This is a genomic window from Aliikangiella marina (assembly GCF_007004765.1).
GTDB lineage: Bacteria > Pseudomonadota > Gammaproteobacteria > Enterobacterales > Kangiellaceae > Aliikangiella > Aliikangiella marina.
In genome coordinates this window covers 780,015-800,543 of the sequence record NZ_VIKR01000002.1, presented here as the reverse complement: position 1 = coordinate 800,543, position 20,529 = coordinate 780,015, and the positions used below count along the sequence as shown (strand labels likewise).

The following is a 20,529-nucleotide window of genomic DNA, read 5'->3' as shown; positions in this document are numbered from 1 at the left end:
AAGAGTGCAAAATAATGAAGCGAAAAATTGACCAACAGCTGATTAAGCAACCAGCTGTTTCGCCATGATATCGAGTGTCTCGGATTCAAGTTCGATGTCTTTTAACGCATTCTCAACGTCATTAATGTCCAGTGACAACAACTCAAGTGTCGTTTGCGGGATAACAGTGTGCAGAGAATCACCGATGTTTAATCGTTTGAGCAAGCGGTTTGATACCAAGACCAAATTGGAATAGACCGCATGCTTACTCCAAAATTCTTCTTGATGATGGCGGTGAACTGCGACTATCAACTCATCCGGCATGTGCCAGTTTTGCATCAGCCAAGCACCAATTTCTTCGTGGGTTACACCGAGAACGTAGAACTCAATGTCCTCCACTGCTATCTGAGGGTTAGCCAAAATAGTCGAATTAATCAGGTTGAATTGGGGCGGAAAAATGTGCCCGAGCAGCAGATGGCCGAAATTGTGAAGCAACCCGCTCAAATAGATTAACCCCCGCTCAGGTCGCTGTTTGACCGGCATCGCACGACAAAGCTTTTCCGAAAGATTGGCACAGTAGATAGCTTGCTTCCAAAATTCTCGTACTCCAAGCGGGCCATCCATCGGAACCTTCAAGGATTTTCCAATCGAAATCCCAAGCGCTAAATTCATCACCAACTCAAACCCCAACACACGCGCCACTGCTGTCTCAACTGAATCGACCTTACCTTGATACCCGTAGTAAGGAGAGCTCGCCCAACTAATAACCTGCGCTGCCAAAGATGGGTCACGGCTGACAATCTGAGCTAATTTAGTCGCATCCGCACTTGGATCTACCCTCAGTTTCATAATGTCCTGAGCGATTTCAGGCATAGCCGGCAAGTCAAAAGTATCATCAACACGTTGGCGAATTCTTATCGGCGTGAAACTGACATCCAGTTCTCCAGAGTCAGCTTGAGAATCTCTCCCTGCATACACTCGGTCGGGGCTCGCCGCAAAGTCGTAAACCTCACAATTTTGAAATATCGCTTTCGCATCTTCCCCTTTGATTCTAATCAGTAGACTAGGATTACCGCTCTCTAAAATCATCTGTGACATGTCAAAAACGCTTTTATCGACGATAATGGGCGCTTTCACCACTGACAAAAATGGTGGGCAACTTGGTTGAGACACAATTGAGTCGAAGAGTGACTGACTCTCACTGCCCTCAAGTACTTGGACTTCAGCGTTTAACTCGTTTGCGATTGCCTTCATATCTAGCAGTGAGTTGTAAGGTAATACCGCGAAAAAACGCCGAGATTGATCTTTCAAAGCTATCACTCTCAACAGCTTGTCAGCGTCAGCCTTGAGAAACTGGCCTGCGAGTAGGTTATTTAAAGGTTCTTCAAGTTGTATCGTTTCAAAAGCAATCGATTGCTCATCGAGTTGTTCAATAATTGCACTGGGGATGCTCAAATTACTGCACCTTATTGGTCATTTCCGTTATTTAAAATATAGTCGATATTTATCTGGCGAGTGAACAAAAATTCTATTTGCAGATGAAAGTGTGAAGATTGAGACAAATTTAGCGATCAGATATCTCAAGATTGGACTCTGATAATAAAAAGCGAGTTTCTAATAAGCTTTCGTCATCAACCATTTCTTTAGACATTTCGACTTTTTCAATTTTATCAAATCGCGAAGTAATTTTTCGTGCAGAAACATGTACTTGCTCTACATCCTTACTGACTTGACTAATATGGCGTGAAAGCTTATCCATTCTATCTTGAAAACGAGTAAAGTCTTTGCCTAGCGCATTCAAGTGCTCTTGAATAATATGAACTTGTTCTCGAGTCGCTTCATCTTTGATGACCGCCGCTGCGGTAGTTAATATCGCCATTAAGGTTGTTGGCGATACCAGCCAAACTTTCCTTCGATGTGCCATCTCGACGAGTTCCGGAAAATGGCTATGGATCTCTGCAAAGACACTTTCGGCAGGAATAAACATAACCGCACCTTCAGCAGTCTCAGGTGGAAGGACATACTTATCAGCGATATCATCAATATGTTTTTTAATATCTCGAGCAAACTGCTTGCTTGCCAACTGCCGGTCCGCTTCCGCGCAGTGAACATCCGTCATTCGTCGGTAGCTCTCAAGCGGAAATTTCGCGTCAATCGCAATTTTGCCTGTGGGTTGAGGCAACAACAGAACGCAATCAGCGACTTTGTCATTGGAAAGTTTATGCTGAATTTGGTAGTGCCGTTTGGGAATAACGTTACTAATTAATGCATTCAACTGGACTTCACCAAAAGCACCGCGAGAACGCTTATCATTGAGAACCTCCTGAAGACTGACGACGTTGCCAGATAACTCCGTTATTTTCTTTTGTGCATCATCGATTAACGCTAACCTTTTTAGTACATCGGTAAAGGTTTGATTGGTTTTATCAAAGCCTTCGGCAAGCCGCCGCTCCACTTGCCCACTAATTTCTTTCAAGCGATTATCGGTACTCTCAGTCAGTTCTTTGATACTGTTTGCTACGGTGAGGTTTTGTTGCTCAATACTTCGATCTAAATCTTTTCGCAAATCTAATAAGCCGTTACGAATTTTTAAATCAATTAACTCTCGTGTTTGACTTTGTTCTTGCAAAACAGCGGCGCTCTGCTGGTCACCAAACTGCTTGAGTTGTCCAATGACGGCTTGCTTAAGCTCTCTCTGAGAGCTTTCTGTTATCCCCTTTAATTGCTCAAATCTTTCGACAATTTTGTGTTTAAACTCTTGCAGATTATTGTTGAGAGATAAACTGGAATCGGCAAAACGCTTTTCTAATTCGACTCGCAACGCTGCAGTCGCTGCAAGCTGCCTTTCTCTATCTTGGGACAACGAATCGAATATTCGTTTTTGCGTATTATCAATGTGGCCTTCTAGTCGACTCAACATGGTGAGCATTTCATGCTGATTCTGAATAAAAATTTCGTTAGCCGCAGCGACTTCGTCTGTGATTTGTCCCCGGTATTGATGAATCATTCGCCGTTGAATGAAGACGAGATAAAGGACGCCAATCAGAATTATCAAGCCGCTGGTTAATAGCAACCAACTGATTATATTTTGATCAATATACTGCTCGATTTGTGGCATGGTGTTTTCTCGCCTTTAACCGCTATTTTACGCCGATTACAACTGTTTTACGCCTGAAACAACAGTACAAAAGTCCATTATTCATTCAGCATATCGTTTGTTAAACAATAAACCGAAGTCGCTTGATTCGAATTTCAGGTTTTAAGTTTGTAAATTTCAAGATTCAGGATTCAAGTTTCGGCTAAACCAAATTGGCGCTCATTAATGTGTCCACTGATACAAACTAAATGCTCAATATTGACGCAATGCATTAAGCGCTAAATAGGGTTGAAAACAACGACTCTCGACAAACAATCAAATGCACTGATCGTATTCTTGGAGAAAAAAACACTGCTAAAACACAGCTGCCTCTTTCGAATTAATCCCAAAGAAACGCCACACCCCTGTGCAATGCACAACGAAAACTCGTTTTAAAATTGCTTCTATCGAGAAGATTTGACGAGAGCCCACCCAGTGACGATAAAATTTTCTGTGGAGAAAAGCCTGGGCGTGACATGAAAATCCTTTCCTGGACTTATCCTGTCATGATCAAATCTTACTGCGAGTCGATGTCTTCAACAGGAAGATACTAGCAAAACAACTACTACTTGATCAACTAGTATTTTAGAATAAATGCCAAATGCTGAAATTAAGAATTCTCTCGCAACACCTGCTCTAGACATCGATAACTCTGGACATCGATAGCTCTAGACATCGATAGCCCTAAATGTCGATCGCTCTACCTGTGATAGTCAAGCGCACTTTGCGGCGGTCTTCTCCAGAACGGCGGTCAATACCGGACCGCATGTCAGGTACAGTAATCATGCGCCCGCTTTTCATCTGACGTCTATCAGTCCCCGAACGACGGTCATTGGCACTCCTTTCGTCCAACTTGTGTGACGACCAAGTGACTTTTTCGACGGTTTCGTTATCTCTGTCCTGTTCTGCCATGTGATAGTGTTCTAAGGTGTTGGAATAGCAATGACCGAGGTCATTTGCACTCTCCAATTATAGTTGGGAATAGGTCATTTATACCATAAATTTCGATTAGTGGTAGAAAATGAGATATTTACTTGATTAATGGTCATTATTTGTGCGTAAGAATAAAGTCGTTATTTGGCCTGAATTTCACAGAATTATTCGTACTTTTGTGCCACACTCTTTCATTATCGGCGCTTAAAATAACAATTCGCCGCAACAACAACCTTGGTTTTGGGAATTTCCAGATAGCGATTTCATCGAGTTCTATGGATAAAGCCGGAAAAACAAAAAACTCTACTGAGCCAGCCGAAAGTGAAAATTGGGTTTCCGCAAGCCAACACTTGTCGCTAATCGAGAAAAATAAGCGACTCCAAAACACCCTTAGCCAACTCATCGATAGCGCCAATAAGAATCAACAAACGCAAGATAAGTTTTATCAACTTGAGTTGTTCTTTTTGGAGTCTCAAACATTTGAAAGTTTAATGAATCGCGTACTTTTTGACTTAAAGCACAAGCTAAGTTTGAGCCAAGTGGAATTAGTCATCATTGATCCTGATAAGGAAATAAGACGGTTACTCGATGAAATTTACGGCGAGCTTGATTATCAAGACTTACGCTACGTTGACGATGAATCTGAAGTTGCTTCAATTTACCAATCCAAAGTAGAAACCCGCTTAACTCACAGTGACGAATTCATTCAACGGCTATTTGCCGGGCAGCCTTCGCTCAGTAAAAGTGCCGCGGTTTTACCGCTATGGCGTGGTACAAAATTGATTGGCAGCCTCCACATGGGTAGTCCTGACCCATCACGTTTTCACCATCAACTAGCGACTAACTTTCTCCAACACATGAGCTCAATCATCAGCGTCTGCATCGAAAACTCGATTAGCCAAGAAAGATTCGTTCATTTGAGTTTGGTCGATATGCTGACTAGAGCTAAAAACCGTCGCTTCTTTTTCCAAGCGCTAGCGAAAGAAATCGCTCGCGCGACTCGCGCTAACTTTCCCGTTTCCTGCTTATTTATTGATATCGACTACTTTAAAAAAATCAATGATCTTCACGGTCACTCGATTGGTGATAGAGCATTAAGAGCGGTTGCTGATGCGATTAATAACCTGTTAAGAAAGTCGGACACGTTAGCTAGGTTTGGTGGTGAAGAGTTTACAGTACTACTTCCTAATAGCGATGCCACTCAAGCCAATGAAATAGCCGAGCGGATCCGGCAAACGGTTGCTCGATTACAAGTTATTGGATCGGATAAGCAGCCGCTCAAAATAACGATATCTCTTGGCGTTAGCAGTTGGCAGCCTGATCCACAAAAAGCAGCAAACGCTGAAGACATTCAAAATCATTTAATTAATGCTGCCGACAAAGCGGTTTATGAAGCCAAAGAGGCGGGTCGAAACTGCGTGAAAGTCTCGCAGTCTAGGCTTTGACGTTTCTCGCTGTGCCAGCTGTGCCCTTATTGTCCGAAAACAACCGCTGGATTTTTTCAATGAGCCCATACTTATCGGTTTCACTCGTGCTGACTTTTAATTCCCAGCCTGAATAGTCTCGCCTTGGAAACACTTTATGAGAATTGGGGTATCCTTTTCTTAATTGATCAAAAATTTTTCCGTTAAGGCCAACCTTTTCCCTCATACGGTCACTATCGTTTTTGATATCATAAATGGCCAGCAACAGCGAAGGTAAGTCGAATGACTTTTGAAAAGCAAGCTGATTGTTTACTGGATAGAGTGATTGCTCAGTCGTCTCATGCTTATATCCAAACACTTCGCAAAGCGATTGATACACCATAAAGCTACCTCTTGATTTGCCCTCTAGTGTATGCCCTGCAATATGCGGTGTCGCTGATAGACAATATTTTGCTAACTCGACATCGATATCCGGCTCATTTTCAAAAACATCAAGTACAAAAGCGGCTGCTTGCTCACTTGTTAAATAATTTTTTAATGCTTGATTATCAATCACGCCACCTCGCGAAGCGTTAATCACTAATTGATTACGGTTTAATTTTAATAACTGTTGCTCGTCGAGTAAGTGATAAGTTTTATCCTGTCCGCTGGTTGAGAGTGGTGTATGAAAAGTAATCACATCACACTTTAAAATTGACTCAAAATCTGTGAACGCTCTCTTATCCCCGGCTCTTTCTAATGGCGGATCACATAAGTGATATTTAACTCCCAAGATCTGCAATGCTCGTGCTAAACCGCTGCCAACATTGCCCGCTCCAACAATTCCAACTTTCAATTCTTCTATTGATTGATGAGTGTTGGTTACCCACAGCGAAATAGCACTCAAAACATACTGAACAACTGCAGCCGCATTACATCCTGCGGCGTTGGTCCAATGAATATGATTTTTATCAAGCCATTCTGTATCGAGGTGATCAATGCCAATCGTCGCCGAGCCAACAAACTTAATTGATGTTCCTTGTAGCAATGCTTCATCGACCATTGTGATCGAGCGACAAAGAAGCGCATCACAGTCAATTAAGTCGTCTCGCACTATCTCGCGGCCTGACTTTCTCACAACCGTTGCTATATTCGATAATAACCGATCGATATGCGGCATATTTTCATCGGCTAAAACTTTTAGCTTTTTTTGATTCATTAAAACGTGGCTCACTATAATTTGTTTGCTGGAATTCTTTGCGATCGATAATTAAAGTCAGAGAAACCAATGTGCTTCTTTTCTTCTACATTCACTTCGGTTTTTATCAACTATCACTTCCAGCATTATCAACAATCGATTCCCATTTTATCGATAATCACCGGTAAGCTCTACAGCTCCTTTTTGGGATATTATAGAGATTAGTTATTAATCAAACTTTGGAAACACGCCTTTTTCACGTACAATGCGCGCAACTTTTCATTGCGTCGATATCAATCATGCTAGACTTCACGCTGTTAGCGCTCTTTATACCAACTTTTCTAGTGGTGTCTGCAACGCCAGGTATGTGCATGACCTTAGCTCTGACTCTTGGGATGTCCATTGGCCTACGCCGAACATTTTGGATGATGTGGGGCGAGTTAATTGGAGTCGCTATCGTATCGGTGCTCGCGGTAATTGGTGTCGCAAAAATAATGTTAGAATATCCTAACCTATTTTTGGTCCTCAAATACTTCGGCGGTGCCTATTTGATTTATATTGGAATGCAAATGTGGCGTTCGAAGGGCCGGATGGCTATTCAAACCGATAGTGATGCTTATGCATCAATATCAGCCAAAGAGTTGATCACCCAAGGGTTTATTGCAGCAATCGCAAACCCTAAAGGATGGGCATTTACGATTTCACTACTCCCGCCTTTTATCAATCCCGAATATCCGATGGTGCCGCAGTTGAGTGTTTTGATTGCAATTATACTCATGTCCGAACTCATGTTCATGACTTTGTATGCAAGTGGTGGCAGAACTTTGCGACAACTGTTATCCAATACGGCGAATGTCAAAACAATGAATCGAGTCTCAGGGACTTTAATGATTGGAGTCGGTCTTTGGTTAGCATTGGGCTAACTTTAGATTTACCTGGTAAGCGCTAGGTCACTGAGCAGTATCAATGTGGTCTGTTAACGAATCCGTAACCAGCTTGGCTATTAAAAGCGGGTCGACTACAATAAACAAGGCCGCGTTATTCGGGCTTTATAACAAACGAGTGATACATGAACGAAAAATTAACCACACTTTATTCTGAAATATTAACTGAACTCGGCGAAGATCCGTCTCGAGAAGGATTGTTAGATACGCCTAAGCGGGCCGCAAAAGCCATGCAATTTCTTACTCAGGGATATCATCAATCCTTGGACGAGGTGGTCAACGGCGCAATATTTGAATCCGATAATGATGAAATGGTTATCGTTAAAGATATTGAGCTTTATTCAATGTGTGAACACCATTTATTACCTTTTATTGGCAAATGCCACGTTGCTTACTTACCAACAGGTAAAGTAATAGGTCTATCTAAGATAGCACGAATCGTTGATATGTTTGGCCGCCGATTGCAAATTCAAGAGAATATGACTAAGCAAATTGCGCAAGCCATTATGCAAGTGACCAACGCAGCTGGAGTCGGCGTAATTGTAGAAGCCAAGCATATGTGCATGATGATGCGTGGGGTAGAAAAACAAAACTCTACCATGACTACTTCTGTTATGCTGGGTGCGTTTAGAGAAAAATCAAAAACTCGAGCAGAATTCCTCAATTTAATTCGTTAAATTTCAATTTAAACTTACAATGTCCAGCGCGCATCTCGACAAGTTCGCCCAAATAAAACCTGCAACTATCGAGTGGCGTGACGGCCTACCATTTAGTACCGAGTTTGATGATATTTACTTCTCACTTGAAGATGGTTTAGCCGAGTCTGAATACGTTTTCCTTGATGGAAACCATTTGCCCGACGACTGGCACTTGTCAACGGGTGATAGTTTTTATATTGGCGAACTCGGTTTTGGAACTGGCCTTAATTTTTTCATTACCGCAGAAAAGTGGTCAAAATTCTTACATGAATTGAATCCTGGAGAAAAAAAACATCTTCACTTTGTGTCATTTGAAAAGCGACCATTGCGAGTCGACGACTTCAAACGAGCAAGCGAACATTGGCCTCAGTTTAAAGTATATAGCGAACAATTGGTTGGGCAGTACCCTTCCGCAACTTTCGGTCGACACCAGTTTAATTTCGCTAATATCAATTTAACCTTAACACTATTCTTCATGCCTGTTGAGCAAGCGCTTGACGATTTATTGATGGAATCAGTGTCGCACGCCAATAAAATTAAATTTGACCACTGGTATTTAGATGGATTTGCTCCAGCTAAAAATGCCAGTATGTGGGCAGAAGATGTTATTAAAAAAGTGCGCATGCTATCAAAAAGAGGCACCCGTCTTTCGACCTTTAGCGTCGCCGCTTCAATAAAAACCCCACTCAAAAAATACGGATTTTCAATTCATAAACGCAAAGGGTTTGGCCGAAAGCGAGAAATGCTGACTGCACAAGTGAATGATGACACTGAGATCGATTCAAGTTTAGGTTCGGGTTTAGCCAAGAGCAATGCTATTGATTTCGCTGCGGCACCCGATAACAATTTAAGACGTGGCTTTATAAACCTCAAGTACGATAAACCCTGGTTTGATTTGAGTCATTCACCCGAGCCAACAAAGATAGCCATAATCGGCGCAGGTATCGCCGGATGCAGTCTTGCTTTTGTACTCAGTCAACAAGGTATTGCTATTGATTTATATGACGAGAACAATGAACTAGCACAAGGAGCCTCTGGTGCGGCCGCAGGTATTTTTCATCCTCAGCTAACCACTGACTTTAACTTTACCAGTCAAATACATTGGCAAGCTTATTTACGCTTAAATAATTTTCTCGATGAATTAGACGCCCGACAAAGACAAAGTATCATCATTAACAAAGGTTTGCAGCGGGTTTTAAAGACCAACGACCAACGTGACCAGCTCCTCACACTGAGTAGAAGTTTAACTTTAGATAACTGGATTCAACCCTTTAAGTCAACATTACCTAGCGTCTTTTTTCCCGACGCTTGCGCGCTTGATATCCCAAGTCTATGTCAATTATTCATTGCGCTTTCTCCAGCTCAACGTGTTGAAATTTTTTATCGCCACCAAGTTAAATCAATATCCGACTCAAAAACTTCACAGCGAGCGATAGAAGTTTATAATTGCACTTCACAAGAGACATCGATAAAAACTTATTCACACATTGTCTATTGTGGTGGTAGGAGTCGTCACCAACTTGAAGCGTTCTCGAACAAGTTTACTCATTGGACTCGAGGACAAACTTATTTATTTGAATCAGAAAAACTGGCTCGATCGTTAAACCACTTAATTTGCGAACAGCAATACTTGGTTCCTCAAGGCAATCAACAGTTTTTACTTGGTTCAACCTTCGATGATTTCGAAGACGAAAGTCTGCGTCGCGATAGCCAAACGGCATTAAGGCAACGTTTCGGCGAACTCGGCAGCAAGTTAGGGTTGCCGCTTCCTCCCCCACAAGAAAAAGAAGATCTAGCTGGACAAGTGGGATACCGACTCCATACAAGTGACAGACTCCCGCTCGTCGGCGGTGTCCCAGACAACGATAAGCTTGAGGAGAGCTTCAAGGCTCTCGGTCAACGTAGAATCGCGTGGCAAGATTTGGGGACATATAATCGACCCGGGCTTTGGTTAAATACCGGCTATGGATCTCATGGACTATTGATGTCTTTACTCTGTGCTGAACATTTGAGTGCGTTAATTCGAAATGATTTATCACCACTACCCAACGACCTATCACAAAAATTAAGCCCAGCGAGGTTTGCTTTGAAGAATCTTTAAAGTTAAATATCAATCGCGACTAACAATCTAAGAAAAAAGAAATTGACCGAAAAAAATCAAACCACAAGCTCAAGTTTTCAATGAGTGATACTCAGCCAATCACCATTAAAGATCAATGCCTATATCGATATCGCTATCTTTGCCACCCTTGAAAATTGCCCGCAAAAAGCGAGAGGTTAGTTGATAGGGTAAATCAAAGATTAGCTCAAAGGCATCGTACCAAGCGTCATGATGTTTATTTTCTGGCCAGATAAAATGGACTAAAAGAAACCCTGCAATTGCAGCCACAAGAATCATCCAGCTAAACCCAGAACTAAATAGATCGAAAACAAGATAGCAACTTAAGCAAAAAACTCCCATTGCCAAAAGGGCCCGTAGCGTATCCATTTCGTCCTCTCCTTTGGTATTATTCCTTCATTATCTATATGGGGATAAAAATACTCTTTTCAATTGGGCTCGGCAGCCTTGTTATAAATCAAACTTCAATTTGATTGGTCAACTCAAGACAACCTTCTCTTCTTGATTAACGAACAACCAACTTTAATGAACAAAAGCGGCAAGCAGAGCAATAAATGCGATGTATCCTCACAAATAAGGGCTTGCGAAAGCGTTAATTCCTTTTATAATTGCACCAAATGAGAATCATTATTATTAGGACCTCCCAATGAAAAAGCTGGTTTTACTTTTTGCTGCGCTATCATCGTTTTCAGTCGCCGCTCAGCAAAGCGTTAATATTTACTCGTATCGACAAGCATTTTTAGTTGACCCCGTCGTTGAACAGTTTACTAAAGATACCGGGATCAAAGTGAATGTGCTGTTTGCGAAACAGGGGCTTGCCGAACGTTTAGAGCGTGAAGGTGAACACACCAAAGCCGACGTTGTTATGACGACAGATATTAGTCGACTCATGGAGATCACAAACCGTGGTTTAACTCAGAGCGTTGAGAATAAAACGATATTTGAAAATATCCCTGCACATTTACGTGACCCAAAAAATCAGTGGTTCGCGCTTACCACTCGGGTAAGAAATATCTATGCGTCCAAAGATCGCGTCGGTAAAATCGACATTTCTTACGAAGATCTTGCCAGTGAAAAGTTTAAAGGCAAAATTTGCACGCGAAGCGGCAAACACCCTTATTCTGTCGCCCTAGTTTCTTCGATGATTTCGCATCACGGCGAAGCAGAAACTAAAAAATGGCTTCAAGGGGTTAAAGCTAATCTTGCGAGAAAACCTCAAGGCAATGATCGAGCACAAGTAAAAGCCATCAAAGAAGGTTTATGTGATATTTCCATCGGTAATGGTTACTACTTCGGCAAAATGCTTGCGGATAAAAACCAAAAAGCTTGGGCTGACTCAGTCCATATCTTGTTTCCCAACCAAAAGGATCGTGGTGCTCATGTGAATGTTAGTGGTATGGCGTTGACCAAACATGCACCGAATAAAGAAGCAGCGATACGCTTAATGGAATATTTGAGCAGCGCAAACGCACAAAAAATCTATGCAGAAGCCAATATGGAATATCCGGTGAAACCTGGTGTCGCTTACTCTCCATTAGTCGCCTCTTGGGGTGAATACAAAGCAGACAACCTCGAAATGGCCAAAATCGCTGCAAACCGCGAAAAAGCCATGAAGTTGATTGATGAAGTCAAGTTCGACCTGTAGTAAACTTCGGTCATCTTAATCATAACAAGAACGACCGTAACTTTATTCGGACTTAGGGAACCTGGCATCGCTAAGTCCTTTTGAGCTTCGTCGTTGAGAAGCGCCCCTTGAACTTAACCATCAGCAAAAAATGGCCCTTCTTTAGTTGGCTCTTAGCACTGACACTTGCATCGCCCTTTGCCGCGATTGTCTGGCAATCTTTTGCGAATGATCAAGATATCTTTAATCACCTTTATCAAACCGTTCTTCCCGACTATATTTTTAATTCGTTTGCGTTAACCGTTGCCGTAGTGGCTATTGCGACATTAATCGGGGTACCCTGCGCCTGGTTGATTGCCAATTATGAATTCCCCCTTCGACGCTATTTCCAGTGGGCCCTGATTTTACCCTTAGCAATGCCCTCGTACGTGGTCGCCTTTGTGTACACAGATTTACTCGAATGTGCTGGGCCAATACAAACTTCCTTGCGTCAACTACTCGAGCCCGACACAGTGGGTACCCACTGCTACTTTCAGGTAAGAAATCTCGGCGGAGCCAGCCTCATGCTCGCGCTTGTATTGTTTCCCTATATTTATTTATTGATGCGGGCTTGCTTTAACGAACAATCATCATCGTTGATTAATAGTGCTCGGGTAATGGGCTGTAATACTTGGCAGACTTTCTATCGCCTATCATTTCCGTTGGCCCGCCCCGCATTAGCTGTCGGAATCACCTTAGTCGCCATGGAAACGCTTGCCGATTTTGCTGTGGTTAAGTATTTCGCCGTTTCAACTCTCACCACCGCGGTGTATGACACCTGGTTAGGCTATGGCAGTTTAGCCGCAGCAGCGAGAATTTCCGCTATTATGTTACTTGCCATCTTTCTACTCATTGGGATTGAAAAATATGCCAGGAGACAACAGAAGTACTATCAACATGCGGTGGGTCAAGAGACTATTGTACGCCCTAAACTAAAACGTCCACAGCAAATCATAACCTTGCTATTTCTTTCGATTGTTTTCTTTGCGGCTTTTCTGTTTCCTTTCTTAAGACTGATTGAGTTTGCGTTTGATTATTTTAGCGAGTCGTGGAACGCGGAATTCATAGAATACAGTTTAAACAGCCTATTAGTCGCGAGTCTTGTCAGCTTATTTTGTTTGCTGTTTGGATTAATTTTCGGTTACTACAAAAGATTGTCGCAAAGTAAAACGCGCGAAGTTCCGGGAAAACTCGCCAGTGCTGGGTACGCACTGCCAGGCACGGTACTCGCTATAGGCGTACTTATCCCACTCACAATGATGGACTCTGGGGTTAACTCACTGTTTAAATCGATGGGGACTAGCGGTCCGGGATTGATTTTATCGGGAAGCTTATTTGCGATAATTTTCGGCTATGTTATTCGCTTTAGTGCTATCGCGGTTGGTTCGGTCGACGCGAGTTTAGCTAAAGTGCCTCCTTCATTGGACATGGCGAGTACAACAATGGGACTGTCTCCGCTAAAAACCATGTTTAAAGTGCACATGCCACTGGTCAGTAAAGGACTGTTTGTTGCCGCGCTTCTCGTGTTTATCGAATCAATGAAGGAGTTACCCGCAGCGCTTCTTCTCAGGCCATTTGGTTTTGAGTCTTTGGCGACTTATGTTTACCAGTTTGTCTCCGATGAACAACTCGAACTCGGCGCGCTTGCCGCAATTGTCATTGTTGTGGTCGGCCTGATTCCGTTAATTTTTCTTGATAAATATTTAGACTCCACTCAACCCAGCAACTCAAAACACGCGAAGCGCCAATGAATCAATTATCAGTCAATTCACTCTATTGCCAATATGACTCACAGTCTGTGCTCAAAGACCTGTCTTTAGACTTAGCCGAAAATGAGATCATCGCGCTGCTTGGCCCAAGTGGTTGTGGTAAAACGACGCTCCTTAAAGCGATCGCCGGATTACAACCAATCAGTTCAGGTGAAATATTTATTTCGCAGAAACAAGTTAGTGGCGAAAATATCACTATCCCGAGTGAGCGCAGAAATATTGGGATGATATTTCAAGATTATGCGCTATTTCCTCACTTGACCGCTGAAGAAAATGTTGCCTTTGGACTTAAGCAGGGTGACAAAACGAGCAAGGCCCAACGAGCGATAGAAATGCTCACACTAGTCGGCTTGGCAGATTTCGCGAAACGCTATCCTCACGAGCTCTCGGGTGGACAACAACAGCGAGTCGCTATCGCCAGGGCTTTGGCCTACCAACCAGCATTAATTCTTTTGGATGAACCGTTTTCAAACATCGACAACCAATCTCGCGAGAAATTGATGCCAGAGATTCGCAATATCCTCAAACAACAAAAAGTTTCTGGGTTGTTGGTTACTCATAACAAAGATGAGGCTTTCGCTTTCGCCGACAAGATCGCGGTTTTTCAGCAAGGTCAATTAGCCCAGTTAGGTACGGCAGAAGAGCTTTATTACGGTCCTCAATCGAAGTATGTTGCCGACTTTATCGGTAAAGCCAGCTACTTGCCGATACTGAAAGCGAGTTCATCAAGCATAGAAACAGCACTTGGCACAATCGAGATCGCCGCTGGTCAATTGGCCACCCCAGAAACCGCGATGGTCATGGTTCGTCCAGAGCAAGTCTCCATTAAAGCTGACCCAAATGGTGCCTATCAAGTGCAAGACAAAGCGTTTTGTGGCCATTATTGGCGATACACCGTTCAATCGAGTCAAGATGAGAGCGGTATTTTACTCAGCTATTCCAATGAAAATATTCCAGATGAATCAAAGGTGTCCATCGAACTATCTGGCCCCAACCCGGCAATCATCAAAAAATAACAATAAAATCAAATGGTTAAACTTAAAACCCGCTCAGTTTTATGGTTTTTAACCAGTAAGCTTCCATTCCTAGGTCCGTGGGATCTGATGACAAAAATCTGGATTTGTAGATTTTTCTTTGATCTCTATCAATCTAACAGCAAATGAGTTTGATTCTTATTTAGATTTGAATTAAACTTTGCGCCACATCAATGATAACAACATCTAATGGTTAACGGACAACATAATGAGAATTGCGATGACTAAACTGCCCTTCGCACTGGCAGCCTCTTCTTTAATCTTGCTTTCAGCTTGTGGCGGCGGTAGCAGCAGTGGTAACGGCAACGGCGGTACGACCAATCAAGCACCAACTGGAATCACTGTTTCAGCAAACACTGTTTCTGAAAATGAAGCTGGAGCGACTGTCGGTACTATTTCAGCAACCGATCCTAACGGTGATGCGATTACTTTTACCACCACCAGTGACTTATTCGAAATCTCTGGAACGACCTTAAAACTGATTGACTCTGTTGCGCTTAACTTCGAAAAAACGCCCTCTCAGTCAGTGTCAATCACCGCAACTGATAGTGGCGGCCTTAGCACGACGAGCAACGTCACCATTAATGTTAACGATGTTTTAGACACATACACATTTGCCGATGCCGACGGTAACTCGACAGTTGCCTACTCTGGCCAAACAGCGCGAATGGCACTGATATACGAACTTAATCAATATATCGGTAGCGAGCTACAGACTGATTTAGAGTCAGGCGCACTCACTACTCGTCAAGCCGTGATTGATAAACTCAATTCATTTTACGAAATTTCTGCTGAAGATTACGACTTAATTGCTGACACCTTTGCAGTCGACTTTATTGAAACGCTCGAACAAACCACACTGCGTGAACTTTCCTCTTCACAAAAAGATTTACTAGGCAAAATTGCAGGTAGTGATGAAGTGGGCCAACACAAAGATTGGAACAATGGCGATTTTGAGGGCTGGGGAACTGTAGGATCAACAACGCCACACGGCCTAGTTCAAATTTATTTTGGAATGTTAGGTGACCATGCTCAAGAATGGATCGATGGCAACACTCGAATGGATTTCAATAATAATGAAATCACTCAAATTTATTTAACGACCGATGGTCGAGATTTAAAACAACTTATTCAAAAGTTTTTACTCGGTGCAGTCGCTTTTTCTCAAGGTGCCGATGACTACTTGGACAACGATACTGATGACAAAGGTTTACGCTCAACTAATATTGCTGGTAGTAGTGTCTACACCGCTTTAGAACATCAATGGGATGAGGGCTTTGGCTATTTCGGTGCTGCTAGAGACTACCTTGAATACACCGACGATGAAATTGCAGCAAAAGATGGACGTGAAGAATATCGTTCAGGTCGTCATGATAGCAACGGTGATGGCTTCTTCGATTTAATGTCAGAAGTGAACCTCGGCAATTCAACCAATGCGGCGAAACGCGACCGTGGTACAAGCGCCTTGACTAACCCGACAGATTTCACAAGCGCAGCATTCAATGCATTTCTCAATGGGCGTAAAATTATCAATGATAATATTGGTTCGGAACTGACTACCGAACAAATGAATGCTTTGGTAGCCGAGCGAGATATCGTATTGGAGTATTGGGAGAAATCGATCTCTGCAACTGTTGTACATTACATTAACGATACACTCGCAGACCTTGATGCACTTGGTACAAATGATTTTAATTACGCTGACTTAGCTAAGCACTGGTCCGAGATGAAAGGTTTTGCATTGAACCTTCAATTTAATCGTCTTTCACCTTTATCAGACGCTAACTACACGCAGCTACACAATTTGATGCAAGATGCACCTGTGGTTTCTCCGCAGCAAGACCTTGATCAGTATAAAGCTGATCTACTTACGGCTCGAGGAATTTTACAGACAGCCTATGGCTTTGAAGCAGAGCATGTAGAAAACTGGTAGTGCAGTTTGTTAAAGACTTTTTAGATACAAAAGGATTTACAAAAGGTTAGGCGGAATCGCTTAACCTTTTCGCGTTTCTTAAACAGAAAAATATCCGGTTGCTGATCGGAAAATATTGAGACCTTAAGAGCAAAAAATTATGAATTATAGAGCATCAATTTCTTCGTTAGCCGCGGCAATGACCATTGCACTTTCAACCATAGGGTGCAGTGATAGTACTAGCAGTACCGCGGGCTCGCAATTTAACGATAATGCGAACAACAATGGTACACCCTCTCAATTTGACGAAGGAAAGCTGGTCACTAATTTGACCAACAATATCCTCACGCCAGCTTTCGAAGAATTTGATCAGTTAGCAAGTCAACTTAATCAGTCAGTCATCACTTATTGCCAGAGTGAAATCGGTTTCACAACCGGGAGTATTGATGCGAACCAGAGAGACTCAGATAGAACTCAAGCGAGAGACGACTGGAAAGCAGCCATGTCGAGTTGGCAAAAAGTCGAAATGATGCAAATCGGACCTCTCATCGAAAACCAAAGCTCATTGAGAAACAAAATCTACTCTTGGCCAGTCGCTAACACTTGCGCTGTCGATCAAGACGTCACATTTTTTAATGCTGGTAATATCAATGGTACGCCATACAACGTTGCCAATCGAGTGGTCACCCGGCGAGGGCTAGATGCACTGGAATACTTATTGTTTAACGACAACCTAGAGCACTCATGTACAGCGACAACAGCACCGGCCGGCTGGGATAACCTGAGCGAGCGTCAACGTGTCGAACAACGTTGCCAATTTGCAGTCGAGCTGACTGATGATTTGCGCAATAATGTCGACGACTTCCTCGCAGCTTGGTCTGGTGATTCTGGTTATGCACAATCTCTGTTAAATGCATCAGCTCAACCTGGCAGTGATTTTGAGAACATTCACGAAGCGGTTAACCGAATCTCTGATGCGATTTTTTATTTAGATACCGTCACAAAGGACTCTAAACTCGCTATCCCCCTGGGTCTGTTTGAAAACGATTGTCAACAAAATGCTTGCCCAGAAAATCTAGAGTCGCAATTTGCCAATCACTCTTTGGAGAATATTCGTAGCAACTTAATTGCGATTCGAGCAGTTTTTACCGGTAACTCCGATCAAAGCAACGACAACACTGGCTTTGACGACTATCTCATCGAAGAAGGTGCAGAGGCGACCGCGACTAATATTAGTAATGCCATTGATAATGCCATCAATAATATCGATGCTTACCAAGTAACGCTCAATGACGCGTTAGTCAATTCGACAAACAACGTGCAAGCCACTCACGATCAAATAAAAGCTATCACCGATCAAATGAAAACCGACTTTATCACTCAGTTAGCTTTGCAGCTTCCGGCAAGTTCCGCTGGTGACAACGACTAATATTACTTTTAAAAATAAGATATCAAATTAAGTAGAATTATTAATGAATAAAAATATCAAAAGCCTGTTCAAAATGTCTGCACTTTCGGTGGGGTTGAGTGTTGCAGTTAATTTGTCCGCACAAGAATCACAGACACCGAATACTGACGATGATAAAGGCGACTATGAAAATCGACTATTGATCGTTGGTCAAAACAACACGCTCAATACTGAAGCGGGTTCGGCAACTATTATCGACGAGGTGCAACTTGAAAAGTACGAATTTGACGACATCCATCGGATACTCGCACAAGTACCCGGTGTCAATATTCGACAAGAAGATGGTTATGGCCTACGACCCAACATTGGTTTTCGAGGGGTAACACCGGAACGCAGTAAGAAAATAAACATACTTGAGGATGGTATCTTAATTGGTCCAGCGCCTTACTCTGCGCCTGCTGCTTATTATTTTCCGATGGTCAGTCGAATGACTTCAGTCGAAGTCTATAAAGGGCCTTCCGCAATTTTATATGGACCGAATACCGTTGCCGGTACGCTCAACATGCTGACTCGTCAAGTGTCGCAAGATAATGAAGGCATGGTCGATGTATCTTACGGTAGCGATGCCTACAGCAAGTTTCACGGATATGCGATCCATAACTTCGATAACCTCGGTGTACTCATTGAAGGTATTAATTTGCAAAGCGATGGTTTTAAAACCCTGGACTCTGGTGGAGATACCGGTTTTGATAAAAAAGATATCACAACAAAGTTCCGGTATGATTTGAAAGGTGAACAATTCGATCAAGTATTCGAGTTAAAGTTAGGTTATGCCGATGAGCTTTCTAATGAAACCTACCTCGGACTCACTGACGAAGATTTTGCGCTATCGCCATTTAGACGGTATGCGGCGTCACAGCTCGGCGAAATGGATTGGCAGCATGAACAAGTTCAATTTAATCACTTCTTGCAAGGTGAAAATTTTGATATCACAACACGTGCCTATCGAAACGATTTTGAAAGAGCTTGGCGAAAACTCAACAATTTCCGCCCCTCAAACAACCCTGCTACCCAGCGCAGTTTACAAGACATACTCAGCGCGCCAAGCGAAGGGATCAATGCAATCTATTACCAAGTATTAACCGGACAAAAAGACAGTGAAGGTTTATTTGAACAATTGCTTATTGGGGTCAATGATAGAACGTTTTACTCTCAAGGGGTACAAACCGATCTCAATCTTAAATTTGAATGGGGTGATATTACTCACAACATCAAAACAGGCATTCGCTACCATGAAGATGAAATTGAGCGTTTTCACACGGAAGATAATTTTAATATGGTTAGTGGAATACTCGTCGCGACTGGGGCCGAAACCGCGATTACCACAGCCAATACTGAACGTTCTAAAGTATGGTCTATCTATTTAAAAGATACGCTGGAACTTGACCAATGGGAACTCACTTTCGGGTTTAGAAGCGAGATTATCGACTCTTATTATCAAAATAATCTAGTCGGTTTTGAAAATGATTGGCTGAAAAAAAGTACTACCATCGTTTTACCGGGTGTTAGTGCCTTTTACTCTATCGATGACATGAGTGGTGTGTTTGCAGGACTGCATCGCGGATTCATTCCGACAAGCCCAAAACAATCACCAGAAATCGAGATTGAAGATAGTACCAACTTAGAGCTCGGTTATCGTTATTTTAATCAAGCCAACCGAATTGAGTTAGTCGGCTTTTATAGTGATTTTGACAATCTGAAAGAGAGTTGTACCGCGTCGACTTCATCGAGCTGTTTTTCTATCATTGATCAAGAGTTTAACGCAGGAAATGCCGAAGTTTTCGGTCTAGAGGCAAGCTGGGCTGATCGGTTCAGTCTGTCGAATGATATTGATGTCCCTTGGATGTTAACTTACTCCTACACGAGTGCAGAATTTCAAGAAACTTTTGACTCGGACTTTGAACTCTGGGGAGATGTCAGTGCGGGAGATTCCGTGCCATACTTACCAGAGCACCAGCTTACCCTTGATATCGGACTGGAAGCGAGTCAATGGCGTACTAATTTGATGATCAGTTACGTTGATGAAATGAATGAAGCTGCAGGTGATAATGTCGCTTTATCTGGCGTAATGACTGATGCTTACTGGAATCTCGATTTGTCCGCGGCTTACGATTTTATGGATTATGGTACAGTCTATTTGAAAGCTGAAAATGTTCTTGATGAAGTTAATATTATTAGTCGTCGACCGTTCGGCGCGAGACCGAGTAAACCACAGCAGTTTTATTTAGGTTACAAATACCGCTGGTAGGTCATATTAACTAATCACATAAATT

At 42.6% G+C, this 20,529-nt stretch carries 15 protein-coding genes; 10 read left to right on the top strand and 5 right to left on the bottom strand.

Annotated elements, in window-relative coordinates; genetic code table 11:
* Positions 1–42: 42 nt before the first annotated feature.
* From FLL45_RS09835 to FLL45_RS09825, 3 genes are all read right to left on the bottom strand, one after another.
* A complete protein-coding gene (locus FLL45_RS09835; protein ID WP_142941842.1) occupies positions 43–1,434 on the bottom strand; it encodes an HDOD domain-containing protein in 1,392 nt (463 codons plus the stop codon).
* Positions 1,435–1,543: 109 nt separating this feature from the next.
* Positions 1,544–3,097 carry a DNA recombination protein RmuC gene (locus FLL45_RS09830; protein ID WP_142941841.1) on the bottom strand — a complete coding sequence of 518 codons (1,554 nt, stop codon included), beginning with the start codon at positions 3,095–3,097 and terminating at the stop codon, positions 1,544–1,546.
* A 702-nt stretch (positions 3,098–3,799) separates the two neighbouring features.
* The gene (locus tag FLL45_RS09825) at positions 3,800–4,027 is read right to left on the bottom strand and encodes a hypothetical protein (protein WP_142941840.1); all 228 of its coding nucleotides are present in this window, start codon (positions 4,025–4,027) and stop codon (positions 3,800–3,802) included.
* Positions 4,028–4,323: 296 nt separating this feature from the next.
* Between FLL45_RS09825 and FLL45_RS09820 the strand changes: the two genes are divergently transcribed.
* Positions 4,324–5,493: a DUF484 family protein gene (locus tag FLL45_RS09820; RefSeq protein ID WP_142941839.1), complete on the top strand. Its 1,170-nt coding sequence runs from the start codon at positions 4,324–4,326 to the stop codon at positions 5,491–5,493.
* Here FLL45_RS09820 and FLL45_RS09815 read toward each other — a convergent pair.
* Positions 5,483–6,670 carry a DUF3410 domain-containing protein gene (locus FLL45_RS09815; protein ID WP_142941838.1) on the bottom strand — a complete coding sequence of 396 codons (1,188 nt, stop codon included), beginning with the start codon at positions 6,668–6,670 and terminating at the stop codon, positions 5,483–5,485. The genes FLL45_RS09820 and FLL45_RS09815 overlap by 11 nt on opposite strands.
* 278 nt (positions 6,671–6,948) lie before the next feature.
* On the opposite strand from FLL45_RS09815, the gene FLL45_RS09810 reads away from it, so the two are divergent.
* The 3 genes from FLL45_RS09810 (at position 6,949) to mnmC1 (ending at position 10,392) form a co-directional block, all read left to right on the top strand.
* Positions 6,949–7,572 carry a LysE family translocator gene (locus FLL45_RS09810; protein ID WP_210247152.1) on the top strand — a complete coding sequence of 208 codons (624 nt, stop codon included), beginning with the start codon at positions 6,949–6,951 and terminating at the stop codon, positions 7,570–7,572.
* A gap of 146 nt (positions 7,573–7,718) precedes the next feature.
* Entirely contained in the window at positions 7,719–8,270 is a 552-nt protein-coding gene (gene folE / locus FLL45_RS09805; protein ID WP_142941837.1) for a GTP cyclohydrolase I FolE, read from the top strand.
* A 19-nt stretch (positions 8,271–8,289) separates the two neighbouring features.
* Complete coding sequence (gene mnmC1, locus FLL45_RS09800) at positions 8,290–10,392, top strand: FAD-dependent 5-carboxymethylaminomethyl-2-thiouridine(34) oxidoreductase MnmC1 (protein ID WP_142941836.1); 2,103 nt, start codon at positions 8,290–8,292, stop codon at positions 10,390–10,392.
* A gap of 105 nt (positions 10,393–10,497) precedes the next feature.
* On the opposite strand, the gene FLL45_RS09795 is transcribed toward mnmC1, so the two are convergent.
* Positions 10,498–10,779 carry a hypothetical protein gene (locus tag FLL45_RS09795; RefSeq protein WP_142941835.1) on the bottom strand — a complete coding sequence of 94 codons (282 nt, stop codon included), beginning with the start codon at positions 10,777–10,779 and terminating at the stop codon, positions 10,498–10,500.
* 277 nt (positions 10,780–11,056) lie between these two features.
* Between FLL45_RS09795 and FLL45_RS09790 the strand changes: the two genes are divergently transcribed.
* The 6 genes from FLL45_RS09790 (at position 11,057) to FLL45_RS09765 (ending at position 20,504) form a co-directional block, all read left to right on the top strand.
* Positions 11,057–12,055 carry a Fe(3+) ABC transporter substrate-binding protein gene (locus tag FLL45_RS09790; RefSeq protein ID WP_142941834.1) on the top strand — a complete coding sequence of 333 codons (999 nt, stop codon included), beginning with the start codon at positions 11,057–11,059 and terminating at the stop codon, positions 12,053–12,055.
* 107 nt (positions 12,056–12,162) lie between these two features.
* Entirely contained in the window at positions 12,163–13,824 is a 1,662-nt protein-coding gene (locus FLL45_RS09785) for an ABC transporter permease (protein ID WP_142941833.1), read from the top strand.
* Entirely contained in the window at positions 13,821–14,858 is a 1,038-nt protein-coding gene (locus FLL45_RS09780; protein ID WP_142941832.1) for an ABC transporter ATP-binding protein, read from the top strand. Before FLL45_RS09785 ends, FLL45_RS09780 begins: the two co-directional genes overlap by 4 nt.
* 238 nt (positions 14,859–15,096) lie before the next feature.
* Complete coding sequence (locus FLL45_RS09775) at positions 15,097–16,809, top strand: DUF4856 domain-containing protein (protein WP_185964397.1); 1,713 nt, start codon at positions 15,097–15,099, stop codon at positions 16,807–16,809.
* A 139-nt stretch (positions 16,810–16,948) separates the two neighbouring features.
* A complete protein-coding gene (locus FLL45_RS09770) occupies positions 16,949–18,217 on the top strand; it encodes an imelysin family protein (protein ID WP_142941830.1) in 1,269 nt (422 codons plus the stop codon).
* Between the two features lie 43 nt (positions 18,218–18,260).
* Complete coding sequence (locus FLL45_RS09765) at positions 18,261–20,504, top strand: TonB-dependent receptor family protein (RefSeq protein ID WP_210247151.1); 2,244 nt, start codon at positions 18,261–18,263, stop codon at positions 20,502–20,504.
* Positions 20,505–20,529 lie beyond the last annotated feature (25 nt).

Bases quoted from the DNA above. Each gene is read 5' to 3' on its own strand.
- FLL45_RS09830 (WP_142941841.1), bottom strand. From the start codon at position 3,097: ATGCCACAAATCGAGCAGTATATTGATCAAAATATAATCAGTTGGTTG.
- FLL45_RS09825 (WP_142941840.1), bottom strand. From the start codon at position 4,027: ATGGCAGAACAGGACAGAGATAACGAAACCGTCGAAAAAGTCACTTGG.
- FLL45_RS09820 (WP_142941839.1), top strand. From the start codon at position 4,324: ATGGATAAAGCCGGAAAAACAAAAAACTCTACTGAGCCAGCCGAAAGT.
- FLL45_RS09815 (WP_142941838.1), bottom strand. From the start codon at position 6,670: ATGAATCAAAAAAAGCTAAAAGTTTTAGCCGATGAAAATATGCCGCAT.
- FLL45_RS09810 (WP_210247152.1), top strand. From the start codon at position 6,949: ATGCTAGACTTCACGCTGTTAGCGCTCTTTATACCAACTTTTCTAGTG.
- folE (WP_142941837.1), top strand. From the start codon at position 7,719: ATGAACGAAAAATTAACCACACTTTATTCTGAAATATTAACTGAACTC.
- mnmC1 (WP_142941836.1), top strand. From the start codon at position 8,290: ATGTCCAGCGCGCATCTCGACAAGTTCGCCCAAATAAAACCTGCAACT.
- FLL45_RS09795 (WP_142941835.1), bottom strand. From the start codon at position 10,779: ATGGATACGCTACGGGCCCTTTTGGCAATGGGAGTTTTTTGCTTAAGT.
- FLL45_RS09790 (WP_142941834.1), top strand. From the start codon at position 11,057: ATGAAAAAGCTGGTTTTACTTTTTGCTGCGCTATCATCGTTTTCAGTC.
- FLL45_RS09780 (WP_142941832.1), top strand. From the start codon at position 13,821: ATGAATCAATTATCAGTCAATTCACTCTATTGCCAATATGACTCACAG.
- FLL45_RS09775 (WP_185964397.1), top strand. From the start codon at position 15,097: ATGACTAAACTGCCCTTCGCACTGGCAGCCTCTTCTTTAATCTTGCTT.
- FLL45_RS09770 (WP_142941830.1), top strand. From the start codon at position 16,949: ATGAATTATAGAGCATCAATTTCTTCGTTAGCCGCGGCAATGACCATT.
- FLL45_RS09765 (WP_210247151.1), top strand. From the start codon at position 18,261: ATGAATAAAAATATCAAAAGCCTGTTCAAAATGTCTGCACTTTCGGTG.